The following is an 18,488-nucleotide window of genomic DNA, read 5'->3' on the forward strand; positions in this document are numbered from 1 at the left end:
TCGGATCAACGGACGGGCCGCTGTGGTGGCCCGTCGCTTTAATCCACTCAGATTAAGAGTATGCGATGACCGCCCCTGACACTGCCCGCGCCACCGGACAGCGCATCGCGCTTGTGCTTTCCCTGATCCTCGTGATCGTCGGAATGCTGAACACGATGCCCGAGATTTCAGGCCTGCAAGACTTCGTTCGTACGGTAACGGGGCAGCGCTACCTGCGGATTTCCGGCTTCCCGCCTGAATATTTCTATCCGCCGGTGTTCGTTGTGATGATGATTATCGTCGCCTTGGATGCCAGCGTTTTCCGGGCGTGGCGCAAGGAGAAACCGCATTTCGCGTGGTTGGGGCTGCTTCTGGACCTTGGGCTAGTCATCGCGGCGGTGCTTGCAGCCGTTGGGTTTCTTGTGGAAATCGACTCGATCTGCCTTTTCGACCAACTCAGCGGAGAGCGCGCGCGCCTGATCCAAGACGCCGCCGAACGCTCGGCCGGGGTGATCCCGGGGATGTCGTTCGAGGCGGAAGTTCCTGCGTGTCAGGCGCGATTTGGGGTCTGGATCATTCCCCTGCTGTTCACGATTATCACGCTGTTTTTCCTTTATAACGTGCGTGTCTGGGGCTGGCCCTTGGTGGCAGTGGCCAGCGTCGTGGTCCTCTATACCGTTGGCACGGCGCTGATCTGGGTTTTTGACCTGAGCGATAACAACTTTCTGCTGACCAAGTTGGGGGCCGACGGCGGTGACCCGCTGGCGGCCGCGATCCAGAAAGTTACCAACGTCTTCATCACGCCCGATGGCTTCATGGGCCGGTTCATGGATATTATCGTGAACCAAGTCTTCCCCTATATCGTGCTTGGCGCGCTGTTTGGGACATCAGCGGGGGGCACCTCGCTTATCAAACTGGCGGTGCGCTTGACGCGCAACCTTCGCGGCGGTCCGGCCCATGCGGCCATTGTCTCGTCGGCCATGTTTGGCACGATCACTGGGGGGCCTGTGACCAACGTGCTATCCACCGGGCGCCTGACAATCCCGATGATGCAGCGCAACGGGTTCTCTCCGCAGTTCGCCGGCGGGGTCGAGGCCGCCGCATCCTCTGGCGGGCAGATCATGCCGCCGGTGATGGGGGTCGCGGCCTTTGTCCTCGTGGCGCTGACATCGGTGCCCTACACCAGCGTCATCAAGGCGGCATTCCTGCCCGCGATGTTCTTCTTCTTCTCCATCTTCCTTGCGGTGATGTTCCAAGCCCGCCGCGACAAGATTGAGGCGATGCGCGAGATCCCTGAAGATCTGGTGATGGCGCGGCAGGATTGGCTGAACCTTATCATCATTGCGGTGCCGATCCTGACCATCTTGTTCCTGCTTCTGGGCAACAAGGACGAAGTGGGCGCGGGATGGCTATCGTTCATCTTGCCTGAGTTCATGTTGCAAACTCTTGTGAATGCGACGGGCGACGCCGTGTCGGCAGGCTGGTGGGCGGTGATCGTGTTGCTGCCCTTGCTGTTCCTAGATCCGGCGACGCGGGCGATGCCATCCAAGGTGTTGGTGTCCTTGGCCGAAGGGGGTGTGCTGATCTCCCGGCTGTTCCTGTTGCTTTTCGCGGTGTCGATTATCGCTGCGTTCCTCAACGAAAGCGGCTTGACCGGAGAGCTGACCCGCGCCGTCACCTCGTGGTTGGAGAGGGCGCAAATGCTATCGATTTTCGGCTTCCAGATCCCCATCGTGGGCGGCGTCTACCTGATGTTGGCGCTGACCTGCGCGATGCTTTGCGCCATCATCTTGGGCATGGGAATGCCCACAGTGCCTGCCTATGTGAACGTGGCGCTTTTGCTGGGGCCGCTATTGGCGAACCTTGGGGTCAGCTTCTTCACAGCACACATGTTCGTGTTCTACTTCGCCGTCGCCTCGGCCATCACACCACCTGTGGCAATTGCCGCCTTCGCCGCCGCGTCCATCACAAGGACCGAGCCGATGCGTACTGGAATTGCTGCCGTGCGCGTGGGGATCGTCATGTTCACGATCCCCTTCGTCTTCGCGTGGTATCCTGAATTGCTGTTGATCGAAGAGGCCGTAACCATCACCGACGACAGCGGCAGCCGCGCCTTGATTGAGGGCTATAGCGGCCAGATCGAATTTGGCCCCTTGGCCGCCTTGGCAGCGCGGATCGTCTTGGCCCTCTATCTGGTCGCCTCGGCGCTGTCGGGGTTCGACAAAGCGCGGTTGAGCCGGGGCGAGGTGGCCATACGCCTTCTTGTGGCGGTATTGGTCCTTTGGAAAACCGCGATGGTGATGTGGATCAGTTTGATCGCAGCCGTGGTGCTGATCGCGGGCCATGCCTTTTTGGCAAACCGCCCGCGCTCAGCCCCGCAGGTTTAAGCCACGGTCGTCCTTGGTCCGCGGATGAGAAGCCACAGGGCAAAGCCGATCTCGGACAGGGTTACAATTCCCAGCAAGGCAAGCTTCACCGCTTCTAACGTGGTGGCGTGGGGCAGGGCGAACATCTGCACGCTATCCACCAGATAACCCACGCCTCCCACCATCAACCCCAGCCCTAACAACCGGGGAAACAGGTCAGAGCGGATCACCAAACTGCCAAGCAGCAGCAGGTGCAGGCAGAAAAACAGCTGCCAGATCCAGACGCCCGCATCGTGGATATGGCGCATCAACCCGGCCAACTCGATGCGCTGAAGCTCGGAAAAGCTGCCCAATGGCACCGTGCCATCGGCGAGCGCTATGGCGCCTGCATGAAAGAACAACATCGCCGCCATCACGGCGACCATCATCAACCGTGCGAAAGCCGCCGCCAGCGATAGGGTGGCGTTGACCGGTTTGAAGATGAAATACAGCATGACGCAGACCAGAACCTCGGCCGTCATCATCACGACATCACCGACCAGACCGGCATGGAAGAGCCCGCGTTGCACCGCGATATTTGCGAAAGTTCCCGCCGGATCGCCGGGCACGTTCAGGGTGCTCGGCACGAAAAGAATGGCAAAGCCCCCGGCAAAGGCGATGACGAGGTATAGCAGGCCGGTGACACGGGCATAGGCCCGAGAGGAGGGATCATCGAAGACACGCATGGGAGGGCTCCTTTTGCGGTGGGTGTGACATCTCCCTTTGTCATACGCCGATCCGAGCTCTATGGAATTGAATGGATTTGCGGATTTCATATGCAAATATGCATGGAAAGCCGTCGGGCCGGGTTTTGAACCCTGTTACGAATACCCCTGCCTATTGTTGTTGGCCCGGTTTTGCCCTAACTAGAAGACCGCCCAACCGCTTGCCCGTGGATTGATTAAGTGACTGACAATAAACGAATTAACCTAGATCGCAGCGCGCGTTTGTCCGTCGCCCCGATGATGGATTGGACCGATCGCCACTGTCGCTTCTTCCATCGGCTGATGTCGCAGCAGGCGTTGCTCTATACCGAAATGGTGACAGCCCCCGCGGTCATTAACGGGGATCGGGCGCGGTTGTTGGACTTCAACGGGGCCGAGCACCCCGTCGCGCTGCAACTGGGCGGCTCGATCCCGTCAGAGCTGGCGCAGGCTACGCGGATCGCCAATGACTGGGGCTATGATGAGGTGAACCTGAACGTCGGCTGCCCCTCGGACCGGGTCCAATCGGGCTGTTTCGGGGCGGTCTTGATGAAGCAACCGGACTTGGTCGCCGAATGTGTCGCCGCGATGCAGGACGCCAGCGAAGTTGAGGTCACCGTGAAGTGCCGCATCGGCGTGGATGAGCAAGACCCGGCAAAGGCCTTGCCGCACTTCCTCGACGCCATAGTCGGGGCAGGGGTGCGGCGCGTCACGATCCACGCGCGCATGGCGTGGTTGCAGGGGTTGAGCCCGAAACAGAACCGGGACGTGCCACCGTTGGACTACGATCTGGTCCACGCCATGAAACGTGCCTATCCGCAGCTGCATATTTCGATCAACGGTGGCATCGCCACGCTCGCTGAGGCGCGCAAGCATCTGGACGCGGGCCTGGACGGCGTGATGATCGGCCGGGCCGCTTATCACACCCCGGCCGAGGTTCTTTTGCAGGCCGATCAGCTGATATACGGCGCGGATCACCCGCCGCGCAGTGCCGTAGATGTGGCCCACCGAATGCTCCCCTATATCGAGGCGCATCTGTCGGGCGGCGGCCGTTTGAACCAAATCACCCGCCATATCCTTGGCCTTTTTGCAGGCCGCCCCGGCGCCCGTGGGTGGAAACGGGTTCTGTCCGAGGGCGCGCATCTGGAAGGCGCAGGGCCCGAGTTGATCGAACGCGCCCTGGAAGAAGTCACCACCCGCGCAGCTTAAGCGGATTTGAGATTGCGGGGGCGCAAAGGGGCAGATATACCGCGCCTCAGCGGACCCTTAGCTCAGCTGGATAGAGCGCTGCCCTCCGAAGGCAGAGGCCAGAGGTTCGAATCCTCTAGGGTCCGCCATTTTTACCTGCTCCATCTATGGAAGCCTTTGGCAAACGGCGCTTTTCAGGCACTACGGAACGGGCCGTGGCACCCCACCGCTCTTGCGCCGTGACCTGCTATCCTGTTCCCTCAACGGGACAGTTTTGCACAGAAGGGCTGCCCATGCACATCTCCATCGCTGATATCCGCGCCACGGCTGAAGCGGCGTTGCTGGCCCATGGGGCGGGCGCTTTTCAGGCTGCCGAAGTGGCCAAAGCCGTTGCTCGGGCCGAGGAGACGGGAAACATTATCTGCGGGCTCTATTACCTTGAAAGCTATTGCACGCAGCTTGCTTCGGGGCGAGTGAACGGCACAGTGGAGCCGGATGTTTCGCAACCCAAAAAAGGCGTTACCCGAGTTGACGCGCGGTTCGGCTTTGCACAACCGGCGTTCACGCGCGCGCTTCCTCAGGCGGTGGCCGCGGCGCAGGAGGTGGGCGTTGCGACCTTGACGGTCGCCCACGCCCATACCTGCACGTCCCTTGGCTACTTCACCGAACAGATCGCGGCGCACGGGCTGATCGCCATCGGGTTTACCAATGCCTCTGCCATTGTGGCGGCGCCGGGGGGCAAGACGCCGGTCCTTGGGACCAACCCCATCGCCATGACGGTGCCGGGCCCCGATGCGCCGCTGATGCACGCGGATTTCTCTACCTCGGCGGTGGCCTTGGGCAAGATCACCATGGCCAAAGCGGCGGGCGAGGCGATCCCGCTTGGATGGGCTGTAGATGCTGAGGGACAGCCGACCACGGACCCGGAAGCGGCAATAAAGGGCGCCTTGGTCAGCGCGGCGGGGCCGAAAGGGTGGGCGTTTGGCCTGTTGGTAGAGGTGATGGCAGCCGGGCTGACGGGGTCGGTTAACTCATTAGATGTCAAAGGCTTGAAGGTGGCAGATGGCAAGCCCCACGATCTGGGCCAGGTTTATCTGCTGATTGATCCGCAGGGGCATGCCGGGGCGGATGTCATGGCCGAGCGCCTCGCGCGGGTGGCCGATGTGGTGGCAAGCGACGGCGGCACCGGGCGTATACCCGGTGCGTCGCGCAAGCATTTGGACCCGGTTGATGTGCCCGATGCCCTGTGGACTTTGGTTTGTGGGCTGGCGAAGGGTTAACCCTCTTCCGGGCCTGCTTCCTCGCGCCGTGCGGCAGCCTTTCCTGCGAAATAGGCCGCGCCCATCAGGATCGCCCTTGCTAATAGTCTGATAGCCATGGCGTTACTCCGCTGCGGTGGATCGTTTGGGAAGCACCCAATCGGGGCGCACGAAATGGCAGGTGTAGCCGTTGGGAATACGCTCCAGATAATCCTGATGCTCTGGCTCGGCTTCCCAGAACGGGCCAACGGGTTCCACCTCGGTCACGACCTTTCCGGGCCAAAGTCCCGACGCGTTCACATCGGCGATCGTGTCTTCGGCCACGGATTTCTGAGTGTCATCCACGTAGTAGATGGCGCTACGGTAGCTCATGCCGCGATCGTTGCCTTGGCGGTTCTCCGTGGTGGGATCGTGGATCTGGAAGAAAAACTCCAGCAATTGGCGATAGCTGATCTTTGCCGGATCATAGAGGATCTCGATCCCTTCGGCGTGGGTTCCGTGGTTGCGATAGGTGGCGTTTTCGACGTCTCCGCCGGTGTAGCCAACGCGCGTCTCTTCGACGCCCGGCATCTTGCGGATCAAATCCTGCATGCCCCAGAAACAACCGCCTGCTAAAACTGCGCGTTCGGTCATGCTACGTCCTCCACTTGGTTAATGTATGCGCCATAACCTTCCGCTTCCATGTCGTCACGGTGCACGAAACGCAAGGAGGCGGAGTTGATGCAGTATCGCAAACCGCCGCGATCTGGGGGGCCATCGGGGAACACGTGACCCAAATGGCTGTCGCCGTGGCTAGAGCGGACTTCGGTGCGGACCATGCCAAGGGACATATCGCGCAGTTCGTTCACGTGAGCGGGTTCAATCGGCTTGGTGAAGCTCGGCCAGCCACAGCCGGATTCGTATTTGTCGGAAGAGGCGAACAGCGGCTCGCCCGATACGATATCAACGTAAATGCCCGGCTCCTTGTTATAGAGCAACTCTCCGGTTCCGGGGCGCTCTGTCGCGTCCTGTTGAGTGACGCGGAATTGTTCGGGCGTCAGAGTGGCGATCACATCGGGGTTCTTGGTGTAGGTGGTCATGGGGCCTCCGCTTGTTGTCAGGCAGAATATGGGGGCGGCGGGGCGATTGTCCAACGGGGTTTGCGGTCACGATAACGCGTCTGGCATGGGCAACAAAAAACGCCCCATGCGCAGCGGCTGGGGCGTTAATGAATTTTTTGGACGGGGCAGGGAACTTTTGCCGACGTCGGGTGTTAGTCAGGCATGAAGCGTCGCACCAGCCCGAACCCGATCTTAGCCGCCCCAGCTGCGGACGGGGCCACAGTCCATGTGCACGAAGTTGGAGCTGGAGTAGCGCCCAACACCGCCTGCATTGCAGGCGCGCGCCGCGTTGAAGATTTGGTTAACGGAGCGCGATTGCAGTTGCAAATCAGCGGCTTCGCCCACCATGTGGCGCGAGTTTCGCGCAACACCGGAAGACCGGCGGCGCAGCATCGCGTTCGTTTCGGGGGAGCGGTAACCAGACAGAAGCGTGTAAGGCTCGGACGTTTCCATCAGGTTGTGCGCAGCGGCCATAATGTCGACCGTGCCAATGTTGATGTCGATCACACCATCGGTGCGCCAGTCGCGCATGAAGTAGTTAACCTCTTCCAGAGCCGGGGCGATATATTCACCCTCGATCCAGTAGATCATGTTCAGGCTTTCACCCGCGCGGCCGTTATACATGTTGAGGCGGCGAATATCGCCAGCGCCCCGCAGAAGGCCGGTCGCATTCGCCATCACCGGCGCTGCGGCAACAGTAGTGGCCGCGAACGCGCGCATCAGCGAGCGTCGAGAAAATTGTGTCGTCATGGGATATTGCCCCTTTTTACTGCCCGTTCCGTGTCAGCACAGTCAGGCCGTTTGTCCAAAACGACCCTCACCAGAATTGTGCACTGTCCCCACAGGCTTAGTGTGGACTGAATGACACAATCGAAACTTTTTCGGAAGTCTTATTGCGCTCCCGAATACGCATACCCCCGAATCTAGGCAATTTTCTGCCGGTTTAGCGGAATCACACCGGCAAAGATGGGCCAGAAGCACGATCACGCCCGGGTGCAGTTCGGGGGCCAATCACTGTCACAAGGGTGGGTTTCCACCGTTGCAGGATTGAAACTACCGGTAAAATCTTACAAAAACGTGAATAGACACTGACGCGTCATCACGCGAGGGTGATTTCCATTGAATGACTGCTCAAAGTTTACCGCTGCGGGGATATGTAAGATGTTGAAATTCGCAAAGCTTTCGCTTTTGTCGTTGGCCTTGGCCGGGACGCCGATGGTGTCGGTCATGTTGACCCCAAGCCAAGCCGAAGCGCAGGCGTTCTCAGCTTTGCGCCAAGCCATCGCCGAGGCATCTTCCACGGAAGAGCAGCTTGCCGCTTTCTACCGCGAGCGTGACTTCCAGCCGATTTGGACGACCGCGGACGCCGCCGACCGCCGCAACGCGCTGTTTAGCGCGCTGGCAGACGCCCATAACCACGGTTTGCCGACGCAGCGCTACGACACGACTGATCTGGTGGCCGCATTTGAAAGCGCGACGAATCCCTACGAGATGGGCCGCGCCGACGTTCAGGCCTCGCTTTTGTTCTTGCAGTATGCCCGCGACATTCATTCGGGCTTCCTGGAGCCGGGCGACATCGTGGGGGACATCGTTCACACCTTGCCGCGCCGTGATCCGCTAGAGCTTTTCACCGAGTTCGCCGCGTCAAACCCCTATGAATACATCGCGTCGCTACCGCCTCAGCACCCGGAATACACGCGGTTGCAGCGTGCAAAGCTTCGCCTGGAAGGCCTGATCGACGAGGGCGGCTATGGTCCCACGGTCCAAGCGGGCTCCCTCGCGCCGGGGGCAACTGGCAGCTCGGTTGTGCAATTGCGCAACCGTCTGATGGCGATGGGCTACCTGGACCGCTCGGCCACGGCGACATACGACGTGCGCCTGCAACAGGCCGTGTTGGAGTTTCAGGTTGATAACGGGATTACCGCCGACGGGATCGCCGGGAGCGACACGATCCGCGCCGTAAACCGGTCCGCGACTGAGCATCTGTCCGAGGTTATCCTTGCGATGGAACGTCAGCGGTGGCTGAATTTCGAACGCGGCCCGCGCCACGTCTTCGTCAACCTGCCGGATTTCCACACCCGCGTGATTGATGATGGGGAAGTGACCTTTATCACCCGCTCTGTCATCGGCTCGCGCGATAGCGACCGTCGTACGCCCGAGTTCTCGGACACGATGGAGCATCTGGTGATTAACCCCAGCTGGTACGTGCCACGGTCAATTGCGCGGGGGTACATCCCTTCGATCATCGCGGGGGGGGCGAACCATCTGGAGCTGATGTCCAACGGCCGCCCGGTAAGCCGTGCCAACGTGGATTGGAGCCGGGTTTCGGCGGGGAACTTCCCCTTCGACCTGCGCCAGCCCCCCGGTCCGCGCAATGCCCTTGGCTTGGTGAAGTTCATGTTCCCGAACCAGTGGAACATCTATCTGCACGACAGCCCCGATCAGCACCTGATGACCCACGAGGTTCGGGCCTATTCCGCGGGCTGTGTCCGTTTGGATGACCCCTATGAGCTGGCCTACCATCTTCTTGCTGCGCAGGAAGAAGACAGCCGTACCTTCTTCGACACGATCCTGCATTCGGGCCGCGAGACTCAGGTGAACCTTGAAACACCAATTCCGGTTCACATCGTTTACTGGACCTCTTGGGTTGATACCGAGGGCCGCCTGAACTTCCGCAACGACATCTACGGGCGGAACGCGCAATTGCGTCAGGCGATCCAGAACCTTGGGGTGGAGATCAGAGGCGTGAACAGCTAATCCTGTCCCCGAAAGCTTCGGGGAATGACATGGCTGAATTCAGCGTAAAAGATATTGCAGCGGCGCTTGGGGCAGAGGTCTTGGGCGCCGCTGATCTTTTGGTGACGGGCGTGGCCGAGCCGGCGCAGGCAGGGCCAGAGCATTTGGCGCTGGCGATGCGACCCGAATATGCGGAAGGCTTACGGGCGGGCCGAGCTCGGGTTGCGGTGATCGGCGCGGATATGGATTGGCAGGCGTTGGGGCTGGAAGCCGCGATTATTGCGCCGCGACCGCGTTATGCCATGGCCGGTGTGACGGCGGCGATGGACGCGGGTCCCGGGCTTAAGCCCGGTCTACACCCCATGGCCGTGATCGACCCGAGTGCCGAGATCGGGGAAGGGGCCGCGATTGGTCCATTTGTGGTGATCGGCGCGGGGGTTCGTATTGGCGCCCGGGCGCGGATCGCGTCCCATTGCTCCATCCAGGATGGGGCGCAGATCGGCGATGATGTGCTGCTTCATGAAGGGGTGCGTGTGTGCCACCACGTCCAGATCGGGCACCGTTTCATTGCCCAACCCGGTGCGGTTTTGGGCGGCGATGGCTTCAGCTTCGTGACCCCACAGAAGTCGCAGGTCGAACGTGCCCGCGAAAGTCTGGGCACAGCGACGGAAACCGCGACAGAGCAATCTTGGGTGCGCATCCATTCCCTCGGTTCCCTTATCATTGGCGATGATGTCGAAGTGGGCGCTAATACGGCGATTGACCGCGGCACGATTGCGAACTCGGAAATCGGCGACGGCACCAAGATCGATAACCTCGTGCACATCGGCCATAACTGCGTGATCGGCAAAGATTGCCTGATCTGCGGCCAAACCGGCTTTGCAGGTTCGGTCCAGATGGGGGACCGCGTGGTTCTGGGCGGCAAATGCGGCGTCAGCGACAATATCACTATTGGCAATGACGTTGTGGCGGCGGGATCTTCGAAGCTGTTCACCAACGTGCCTGCGGGCCGCATGGTCATGGGGCATCCGGCGGTGAAGATGGACACCCATGTCGAGATGTATAAGGCCCTGCGCCGCCTGCCGCGTACGGCCCGCATCGTCTCGGATCTGCAAAAAGCCGTTTCCAAGCCAGACAAGACGTCTTAGACCAGCGCCAACCAGCGGGAAGAGAGCCATGGCCACGACCGTCAAAGATAAGATTATCGCGATCATCGCCGAGCAAGCCGTGCTTGAACCGGGCGATGTTGCAGAGACATCGACGCTGGACGATCTGGGGATCGACAGCCTTGGACTGGTCGAATCCATCTTCGCAATTGAAGAAGCTTTCGACATCCAGGTGCCCTTCAACGCCAATGAGCCTGAGGCGTCGGAATTCGACATCTCCTCGGTGGCGGCGATTGTACGGGCGGTGGAAGGCCTTCTGGCCGAGCAAAAGGGTTAACCCATGCGCCGCGTTGTGATTACCGGGCAGGGCACGATCAATGCGCTGGGGGCCGATGTGCCCTCGACCCTAGAGGCATTTCGCAAAGGGCGCTGCGGGATTTCTCAGCTGGAATTGCGTGACGTGGACCGGCTCAGCGTCAAGATCGGCGGTCAAGTAAAGGGCTATGACCCTGAAAGCCTGTTCAACCGCCAGCAGATCGCCCTATATGACCGCTTCACCCAATTCACCCTGATCGCGGCCCGCCAAGCCCTTGATGGTATGAGCTTTTCCGGTGAGGCAGCGGCGCGCGCCGGTGTGGTTCTGGGCACTGCCGGGGGCGGGGTGAACACCTGGGATGAAAACTACCGCTCGGTCTACGAGGAAGGGAAGAACCGCGTTCATCCTTTCGTGGTGCCCAAATTGATGAACAACGCGGCCGCGTCCCATGTGTCGATGGAATGGAACCTGAAGGGGCCGAGTTTCTCGGTCGCGACGGCTTGCGCCTCGTCCAACCACGCGATGGGGCAAGCCTTCAACCTGATCCGTTACGGCGGGGCCGATGTGATGGTCACTGGCGGGTCCGAGGCGATGCTGTCGTTTGGGGGCGTCAAAGCGTGGGAGGGTTTGCGCGTCATGTCCAAGGACGCCTGCCGCCCGTTCTCGGCAAACCGCAACGGCATGGTGCAAGGCGAAGGTGCGGCGGTTTTCGTGTTCGAGGAGTTGAACCATGCCCGTGCCCGTGGGGCCGAAGTCCTTGCTGAGGTCGTGGGCTTCGCCATGACCTCGGACGCGGCGGATATCGTGATGCCTTCGCAACAGGGCGCGGCGCGGGCCATCGGCGCGGCGCTGCAAGACGGCGGGCTGAACCCCGAGGACGTGGGCTACATCAACGCCCATGGCACCGGGACGGCGGCCAACGACAAGGTGGAATGCGCCGCCGTGGCCCATGTCTTCGGCCCCCATGCCGATGATCTGATGATCTCATCTACCAAATCCATGCATGGCCACCTGATCGGCGGCACCGGCGCGGTGGAGCTTTTGGCCTGCATCATGGCCCTGAAAGACGGGGTGATTGCGCCGACCATTGGCTATCAGGAACCTGACCCCGAATGCGCTCTGGACGTTGTCCCCAACGAGGCGCGAGATGCCAAAGTTGATGCCTGCCTATCGAACGCCTTCGCCTTCGGGGGCTTGAACGCAGTTCTGGCGCTCCGCGCCGCGCCCTAAGAAACCTCAGAGAACGAGCCAAAGAAAAGCCCGCCGGATCGCTCCAGCGGGCCAATCTTGCCGCCCCGCATATGCCGAGGCATGTGTCGGGCGTAACTTCCGGGAGCTTACTCCGTCGCTTCTTCCGTCGGTTCCGCATCCCCTTCGGCGGCTGCGGCTTCTTCCTGAGCTGCAATAAAGGCACGCACCTCGGTAATGCGTTCTTGCAGGGAGTCGAACGCGGCGGTGAACCCGCGCAAAGAGGCGGTCGTGGGGACAGGCGCGCCGCCCATTTGACCAAGTTCATCGCGCAAGAGGGCAAACAAAACCACCTGCGTGTCGGCGCCGTTCTCAAACTGGGCCACGTTTTCCGCCGTCAGAGACAGTTGCACAAAGCACCCAATGGGGCGGCAGAACGCATAGGGCACAACGGCGGGCTCGGCGTCATCAACGCGAATCTGAAGGCCCGGGCTCAGCAGTGTATCGAGCGGTGTGAGGATCGTTGCGTTGGCAACAGTTTCGCCATCGTCGATCAAGGCGGCCGCGATGCGGAATTCAGCCACGGGGTTGCCGTTTTCCTCTTCCAACAGTTGGAACATCTCGCAACGGTCTGGGATGTCTTCGCCTTCCGAACGGATACACCGCACCTGCCAGTCGCGGAAAATCTCCGCGACGTAAGGCTCTCCGGCCTCCACTTCGCTGCGGTCTGGCAATACCAGCGGCTCAGCAGCCTGTGCCAAGGCAAGGCTCGGCAGGGTCAGGGCGGCTACAAAGCCCAAAACGATCGGCTTAAAAAACGTCATACGATGCGCTTCCTTATAAACGTCAGTCTACTCGGCCCGTTAACAAATGGCCGTTAAGAAAGGTGGCTATCATGTAGGGGGCTGGTCTGTCAGGCGCAAAATGCGGATCGGTGGGGGGCATCGGCAAAGGATTGCGGATTGGATCAGTCGGGTGGGGAATATGGCGAAAGTCGAGATAGGCGGCACTGATGCGCGGCCCTGAAAAGGCGAAAGGGTCCGTAGTACGGACCCTTTTCTTTTGTCTCTCCCTGTCGGACTGGCCGACTTGTGTACAGCAACCTAAGGGACAGGTCGCGACCCGTCAACAGCCCATTTCAAGGAATGTGATGAGTATCATTTCCTATTTAAATACAAGCGCTTGCCCATAAAAGAACCGCGCCAGAGCGGCGCGGCCAGTTGACAGGGAGGAAGTCAACACCGCGCCAAAGGCGTGGTGATGAACTCACTCTGGCGTAGAAAGGTTAAAAATGTATTGTTCAGCGGAGAAAAACTGAGATCAGGGACAAATCGCAATGCCAGAGCAGGTGAACAACGGTATTTTCGTGGGCGGCGGCGGGCCGGATTATGGCTTGGCGCAATTGCTGCGCCCCGATTACGCAAACCGCCACGGCCTGATTGCTGGCGCCACGGGAACCGGCAAAACGGTGACGTTGCAAATCCTCGCCGAAAGCTTCTCGGCCATGGGCGTGCCGGTGATCCTGTCGGATGTGAAGGGCGATCTCTCTGGTCTGGCTCAAGCAGGGTCCGAAGGTTTCAAACTCCACGGTGCGTTCACCGAGCGGGCGCAAACCATCAATTTCGCCGATTACGCCTACCGTGCTTTCCCGGTCACCTTCTGGGATCTCTTCGGCGAACAAGGCCACCCGATCCGCACGACCGTCGCCGAAATGGGCCCGCTCCTGCTGGCCCGTCTTCTGGACCTGTCCGATGCGCAGGAAGGTGTGCTGAACATCGCCTTCCGCGTCGCCGATGAAGAGGAATGGCCGATCCTCGACCTCAAAGACCTGCAAGCCCTCCTGGTGTGGGTCGGTGAAAACCGCAAAACGCTGTCTCTGCGCTACGGCAATGTCTCGACCGCCTCTGTCGGCGCGATCCAACGGCGGCTTCTGGTGCTCGATAATGAGGGCGGCACAGGCTTCTTTGGCGAACCGGCGCTGGACCTCGATGATCTGTTTCTCACGGACGAGGCCGGGGCAGGGCGGATCAACATCCTCGCCGCCGACAAGCTGATGCAATCGCCGCGCCTCTATGCGACCTTCCTTCTCTGGCTGCTGTCGGAATTGTTCGAGACCCTTCCCGAGGTGGGCGACCCCGATAAACCCAAACTGGTGTTCTTCTTCGATGAGGCGCATTTGCTGTTTGAGGATGCCCCAAAGGCGCTGGTCGATAAGGTAGAGCAAGTCGCCCGCCTGATCCGTTCCAAGGGCGTGGGCGTCTACTTCATCACCCAAAACCCCGCGGACGTGCCCGAAGATATCCTCGGCCAACTTGGCAATCGTGTCCAACACGCCCTGCGCGCCTTCACCGCCAAAGATCGTCGCGCTTTGCAACAGGCCGCGGAAAACTACCGCGACAACCCCGCCTTCGATATCGAAGACGCGATCCGTGAAGTGGGCGTGGGCGAGGCGGTGACCTCGCTTCTGGAACGTAAAGGCATCCCCGGCATCGCGCAGCGCACGCTGATCCGGCCCCCGTCGTCGCAATTGGGCCCGATATCCACCGCGACCCGTTCCCAGGTCATGGATCAATCCCCCGTTGCAGGTAAATACGAGGCCGTCCAAGATCGGACCAGCGCCTATGAAATCCTCCAGGAACGCGCGGCCGCCGCGGCCCGTGAAGCCGAGCAAGCGGAAGCCAAGGAAGAAGAGGCCCCCCCAGCCGAGCGGGAATACCGCGCCGGTCGCCGCTATACCGGCGGCGGCGTCAGCCGCTCCACCTCCAAACCGCGCCGCCGCTCCAGCCGCTCCGATAGCGTCGGCACCGCCTTTGCCAAAAGCTTTGCCCGCCAAATGGGCACCCAGTCGGGCCGTGCCGTGGTCCGGGGCATCCTCGGTGGCCTCTTCCGCGGCCGCTAGCACCCAGCCCCAAAACGGCGCGCGCCCCCCCGGTCCGGGCGCGCGCCCTCGCGGTCACACGCCAACCCTCCCCATTTCACCTTGGCAAATACACCTCCCCCCGGAGGGTCGCTTCGCGCCATATCCCTAAGCCATCGCACCCACGCCCCCTCACATCCCCGTTATCCCCCGGCCAAAGCCCCGCCAAAGCCCCGCCAAAGCGTCGCATCCCCCCCGGTGCTCTCTGGCGTCACCACCGCCCGCGGCCTACAACACCCCCATGATAGTTGAACTCGGACACTTCGCCCTGATCCTCGCCTTCGCGGTGGCGATCTTCCAATCGATCGTTCCAATGCTCGGCGCTGCGCGGGGGAACCAGTCTTGGATGGCCACGGCGGAACCCGCTGCCAGTGCGCAATTCCTGCTCACGGGCTTTGCTTTCGCGGCGCTGACCTATGCCTTCGTGACCTCGGATTTCTCCCTCAGCCTCGTTGCCGCCAACTCCCATACGGCCAAGCCGCTGCTCTATAAAATCTCGGGCGTTTGGGGCAATCATGAAGGCTCTCTCCTGCTCTGGGTTCTGATCCTGACCCTCTTTGGCGCTTGTGCGGCCTGGTTCGGCAAAGGCCTGCCGCCGACGCTCCGCGCCCGAGTGCTTGCGGTGCAATCGGCCATTGCCACGGCATTCTTTGCCTTCATTCTCTTCACCTCGAACCCCTTCCTGCGCCTCGCGGCCCCTCCCTTCGACGGCCAAGACCTCAACCCCCTGCTGCAAGACCCGGGGCTCGCGTTTCACCCACCCTTTCTCTATCTCGGCTATGTGGGCCTCTCGATGGCCTTCTCTTTCGCCGTTGCCGCCCTGATCGAGGGCCGTGTGGACGCGGCTTGGGGCCGGTGGGTGCGGCCCTGGACCTTGGCGGCTTGGATTTTCCTGACCATTGGCATCGGCTTGGGCTCATGGTGGGCGTATTATGAACTTGGTTGGGGCGGTTTCTGGTTCTGGGACCCGGTCGAGAACGCCTCTTTCATGCCTTGGCTGATCTCGGCGGCGCTTTTGCATTCGGCCATCGTGGTGGAAAAACGCGAAAGCCTCAAAAGCTGGACCATCCTTCTGGCCATCCTCGCCTTCGGCTTCTCGCTGATCGGGACATTCATCGTGCGCTCAGGCGTGCTGACCTCGGTCCATGCCTTCGCCAATGACCCGGAACGCGGGGTCTTTATTCTCATCATTCTGGCAATCTTCATGGGCGGCGCGTTGCTGTTGTTCGCCCTGCGTGCCGGCGCGATGGAGGCCAAGGGTGTCTTCTCCACCGTCAGCCGCGAAAGTGGGCTGGTGATCAACAACCTGCTGTTAGCGGTCTCTTGCTTCGTGGTCTTTATCGGCACGATCTGGCCCCTGATTGCTGAGTTGTTCTTTGACAGAACCCTGTCTGTTGGCCCGCCGTTCTTTGACGCGGCTTTCACGCCTTTCGTTTTCGGCCTAGCCGTTGTGCTTCCCGTCGCGGCGATGCTGCCTTGGAAACGCGCAAAGCTCGGCAAGCCCCTGCGGGCGCTTGTGCCCGCTGCCGTTTTGGCAATTGCGGTCGGTTTGCTGGCTTGGGCGATGTATTCGGGCCGCACGGCGATTGCGCCTTTGGGGGTTGGTCTGTCTGTTTGGTTGGTGGCGGGCGCGGCAACGGACCTTTGGTCGCGTACCGGGCGCGGTGCTTTTGGCGGCCGTATGCAACGGCTATGGCGTTTGCCGAGGGCCGATTGGGGCAAGTCCATTGCCCATGCGGGCGTGGGCGTGACGCTTTTTGGAGTTGTCACGCTGACCGGTTACCAGATCGAAGATATCCGCGTCGCCCATGAGGGAGAGGCCTACGTCGTCGGCGCCTATGAGGTGGAGTTGGTGGGTGTGGAAGATAACGTCCCCGGTCCCAACTACTTCAGCACCGTCGCCACGGTGATCGTTCGCGATCCTTCTACGGGCGCCGAGATTGCAGTGCTGTCGCCAGAGCGGCGCATCTATCCGGTGGCCGGGATGCCCACGACCGAGGCCGGTATTGACGGCGGCGTGGCACGGGACGTCTATATCACTCTCGGCGATCCCCAAGAGGGCGGCGGGTGGGCGCTGCGGGTCTGGATCAAACCCTTTGCCAATTGGATCTGGTGCGGGGCGATCGTCATGGCTTTGGGCGGTTTGTTGAGCCTCAGCGACCGCCGCTATCGCATGGCTGCGGGCGCTGCCCGGCAACGGCCTGCGGCCAAGGGAATGCCTGCGGAATGAAACAGCTCCTCCTCGCTACGCTCCTCGCAGTTGTCACTTTGGCAGGCCCCGCTTTCGCGGTGCAACCTGATGAGGTGCTCGATGATCCGGTGCTAGAGGAACGCGCCCGCGATATATCCGCAGGGCTCCGGTGCCTTGTGTGCCGTAACGAAAGCATCGACGAAAGCAACGCCGATCTGGCCCGAGACCTGCGCCTGCTGGTGCGAGAACGGCTTGTGGCGGGCGACACGGACGCGGAAACCGTGGCCTATATCGTGGCCCGCTACGGCGAATATGTGCTGCTGCGCCCGACATTCGACGGCTCGACCATTGCGTTGTGGTTGGCCGGGCCATTGCTGCTTCTGGCGGGCTTGGGCCTGTCGCTGACTTACGTGCGAGGACGCGCCCGTGCTCAGACAAGCGGCGAGGACGGGCTGAGCCCGGAGGAGCAGGCGCGGCTGGAGGCTATATTGTCGGATGAGCCAAAGCAGAACTGACGCGGCGTTTAGGCTTTTCTGCCCCCGCTGCTTTGCTAAGGTCCGGGCAACCTTAGGGAGGCCTCGCCGATGAATTACGAGACAATCACCGCAAAAACCCGTGACGGCATGGCCGTTATCACCATGAACCGTCCAGAGGTGATGAATGCCCTGAACACGCAGATGCGGGCCGAACTGACCCATGCGGTCAATGCCGCGGCGCAAGATGCCCGCGTGGTTGTGTTGACCGGCACCGGCGCTGCGTTTTGTTCCGGCCAGGATCTGGGCGATCGGGCCAATATGGGCAACTTGAACCTGGAGCGCACCCTGCGCGATGAGTACATCCCCATGCTCAATGCCATCGTCGATTGCCCGGTTCCGGTCATCGCCGCTGTGAACGGCACCGCCGCGGGGGCCGGGGCGAACCTTGCGCTGGTGTGCGACGTGGTCATCGCCACGGAATCGGCCTCGTTCATTCAAGCGTTCTCGCGCATTGGCCTGATCCCCGATGCAGGTGGCACATGGGCCTTGCCCCGGACCATCGGCCTGCAACGGGCCATGGGGGCGGCCTTGTTCGCGGAAAAGATCAGCGCGGCACAGGCGGCTGAGTGGGGCATGATCTGGGAAATGGCCAGTGACGCAGAGTTTGAGGCCCTGTGGACCGCGCGGGCGATGCATCTGGCAACGGGCCCGAGTGAAGCGTTCAAGCGGATCAAGCAGGTTATGCGGGCCAGCATCGGGAATTCGCTGGACGAGCAGCTATTGCTGGAGGGGCAATTGCAGGGCGAATGCGGAAAGTCCCGAGATTTCAAAGAAGGCGTGATGGCGTTCTTGCAGAAGCGCCCGGCGGTATTTGAGGGGCGGTGAAGCACAAGCTTCTTCGCAAATAGTAAAGCGCCGACGGA

At 61.2% G+C, this 18,488-nt stretch carries 16 protein-coding genes and 1 tRNA gene; 12 read left to right on the forward strand and 5 right to left on the reverse strand.

From position 1 onward, the window contains the following. The first annotated feature begins 65 nt into the window (after positions 1-65). Positions 66-2,366 carry a TRAP transporter fused permease subunit gene (locus tag K3728_09060; protein ID UWQ97342.1) on the forward strand — a complete coding sequence of 767 codons (2,301 nt, stop codon included), beginning with the start codon at positions 66-68 and terminating at the stop codon, positions 2,364-2,366. On the opposite strand, the gene K3728_09065 is transcribed toward K3728_09060, so the two are convergent. Then, complete coding sequence (locus K3728_09065) at positions 2,363-3,070, reverse strand: DUF4386 domain-containing protein (GenBank protein UWQ97343.1); 708 nt, start codon at positions 3,068-3,070, stop codon at positions 2,363-2,365. The two genes, K3728_09060 and K3728_09065, sit on opposite strands and share 4 nt — an antisense overlap. A 237-nt stretch (positions 3,071-3,307) precedes the next feature. Here K3728_09065 and dusA point away from each other — a divergent pair, with 237 nt between their 5' ends. The 3 genes from dusA (at position 3,308) to K3728_09080 (ending at position 5,556) form a co-directional block, all read left to right on the forward strand. Then, positions 3,308-4,297, forward strand: coding sequence for a tRNA dihydrouridine(20/20a) synthase DusA (dusA, locus tag K3728_09070; GenBank protein ID UWQ97502.1), 990 nt, complete (start codon positions 3,308-3,310; stop codon positions 4,295-4,297). A gap of 51 nt (positions 4,298-4,348) precedes the next feature. Further along, positions 4,349-4,425: transfer RNA gene (locus K3728_09075), tRNA-Arg, on the forward strand. A 144-nt stretch (positions 4,426-4,569) separates the two neighbouring features. Beyond that, complete coding sequence (locus K3728_09080) at positions 4,570-5,556, forward strand: Ldh family oxidoreductase (GenBank protein UWQ97344.1); 987 nt, start codon at positions 4,570-4,572, stop codon at positions 5,554-5,556. Positions 5,557-5,658: 102 nt separating this feature from the next. Here K3728_09080 and msrA read toward each other — a convergent pair whose 3' ends face one another. The 3 genes from msrA to K3728_09095 form a co-directional block, all read right to left on the reverse strand. Further along, on the reverse strand, positions 5,659-6,168 hold the full coding sequence (gene msrA / locus K3728_09085) for a peptide-methionine (S)-S-oxide reductase MsrA (GenBank protein UWQ97345.1): 510 nt from the start codon (positions 6,166-6,168) through the stop codon (positions 5,659-5,661). Then, entirely contained in the window at positions 6,165-6,614 is a 450-nt protein-coding gene (gene msrB / locus K3728_09090; protein UWQ97346.1) for a peptide-methionine (R)-S-oxide reductase MsrB, read from the reverse strand. Before msrB ends, msrA begins: the two co-directional genes overlap by 4 nt. Before the next feature lie 213 nt (positions 6,615-6,827). Next, a complete protein-coding gene (locus K3728_09095) occupies positions 6,828-7,385 on the reverse strand; it encodes a DUF882 domain-containing protein (GenBank protein ID UWQ97347.1) in 558 nt (185 codons plus the stop codon). Between the two features lie 411 nt (positions 7,386-7,796). Between K3728_09095 and K3728_09100 the strand changes: the two genes are divergently transcribed. The 4 genes from K3728_09100 to K3728_09115 are packed head-to-tail and all read left to right on the forward strand — an operon-like array spanning position 7,797 to position 12,023. After that, positions 7,797-9,392, forward strand: a complete 1,596-nt coding sequence (locus K3728_09100; GenBank protein ID UWQ97348.1) for a L,D-transpeptidase family protein — start codon at positions 7,797-7,799, stop codon at positions 9,390-9,392. Between the two features lie 29 nt (positions 9,393-9,421). Then, positions 9,422-10,519, forward strand: a complete 1,098-nt coding sequence (lpxD, locus tag K3728_09105; protein UWQ97349.1) for a UDP-3-O-(3-hydroxymyristoyl)glucosamine N-acyltransferase — start codon at positions 9,422-9,424, stop codon at positions 10,517-10,519. A 28-nt stretch (positions 10,520-10,547) separates the two neighbouring features. Continuing rightward, positions 10,548-10,814, forward strand: coding sequence for an acyl carrier protein (locus K3728_09110; GenBank protein ID UWQ97350.1), 267 nt, complete (start codon positions 10,548-10,550; stop codon positions 10,812-10,814). Positions 10,815-10,817: 3 nt separating this feature from the next. Further along, positions 10,818-12,023, forward strand: a complete 1,206-nt coding sequence (locus K3728_09115; protein ID UWQ97351.1) for a beta-ketoacyl-[acyl-carrier-protein] synthase family protein — start codon at positions 10,818-10,820, stop codon at positions 12,021-12,023. Between the two features lie 107 nt (positions 12,024-12,130). Here the strand turns inward: K3728_09115 and K3728_09120 are convergent, their stop codons facing one another. Beyond that, positions 12,131-12,805, reverse strand: a complete 675-nt coding sequence (locus K3728_09120) for an invasion associated locus B family protein (protein ID UWQ97352.1) — start codon at positions 12,803-12,805, stop codon at positions 12,131-12,133. Between the two features lie 524 nt (positions 12,806-13,329). Between K3728_09120 and K3728_09125 the strand changes: the two genes are divergently transcribed. From K3728_09125 to K3728_09140, 4 genes are all read left to right on the forward strand, one after another. Next, positions 13,330-14,880: a DUF853 domain-containing protein gene (locus K3728_09125; protein UWQ97503.1), complete on the forward strand. Its 1,551-nt coding sequence runs from the start codon at positions 13,330-13,332 to the stop codon at positions 14,878-14,880. 259 nt (positions 14,881-15,139) lie between these two features. Next, a complete protein-coding gene (locus K3728_09130; GenBank protein ID UWQ97353.1) occupies positions 15,140-17,128 on the forward strand; it encodes a heme lyase CcmF/NrfE family subunit in 1,989 nt (662 codons plus the stop codon). After that, on the forward strand, positions 17,125-17,604 hold the full coding sequence (locus tag K3728_09135) for a cytochrome c-type biogenesis protein CcmH (protein ID UWQ97354.1): 480 nt from the start codon (positions 17,125-17,127) through the stop codon (positions 17,602-17,604). The genes K3728_09130 and K3728_09135 overlap by 4 nt, the downstream gene beginning before the upstream one ends. Before the next feature lie 69 nt (positions 17,605-17,673). Beyond that, positions 17,674-18,450 (forward strand): enoyl-CoA hydratase/isomerase family protein, encoded by a 777-nt coding sequence (locus tag K3728_09140; protein ID UWQ97355.1) that lies wholly within the window; start codon positions 17,674-17,676, stop codon positions 18,448-18,450. Positions 18,451-18,488: the final 38 nt, after the last annotated feature.

The sequence above is a fragment of the Rhodobacteraceae bacterium M385 genome, from assembly GCA_025141835.1.
Taxonomy (GTDB): Bacteria; Pseudomonadota; Alphaproteobacteria; order Rhodobacterales; family Rhodobacteraceae; genus Gymnodinialimonas.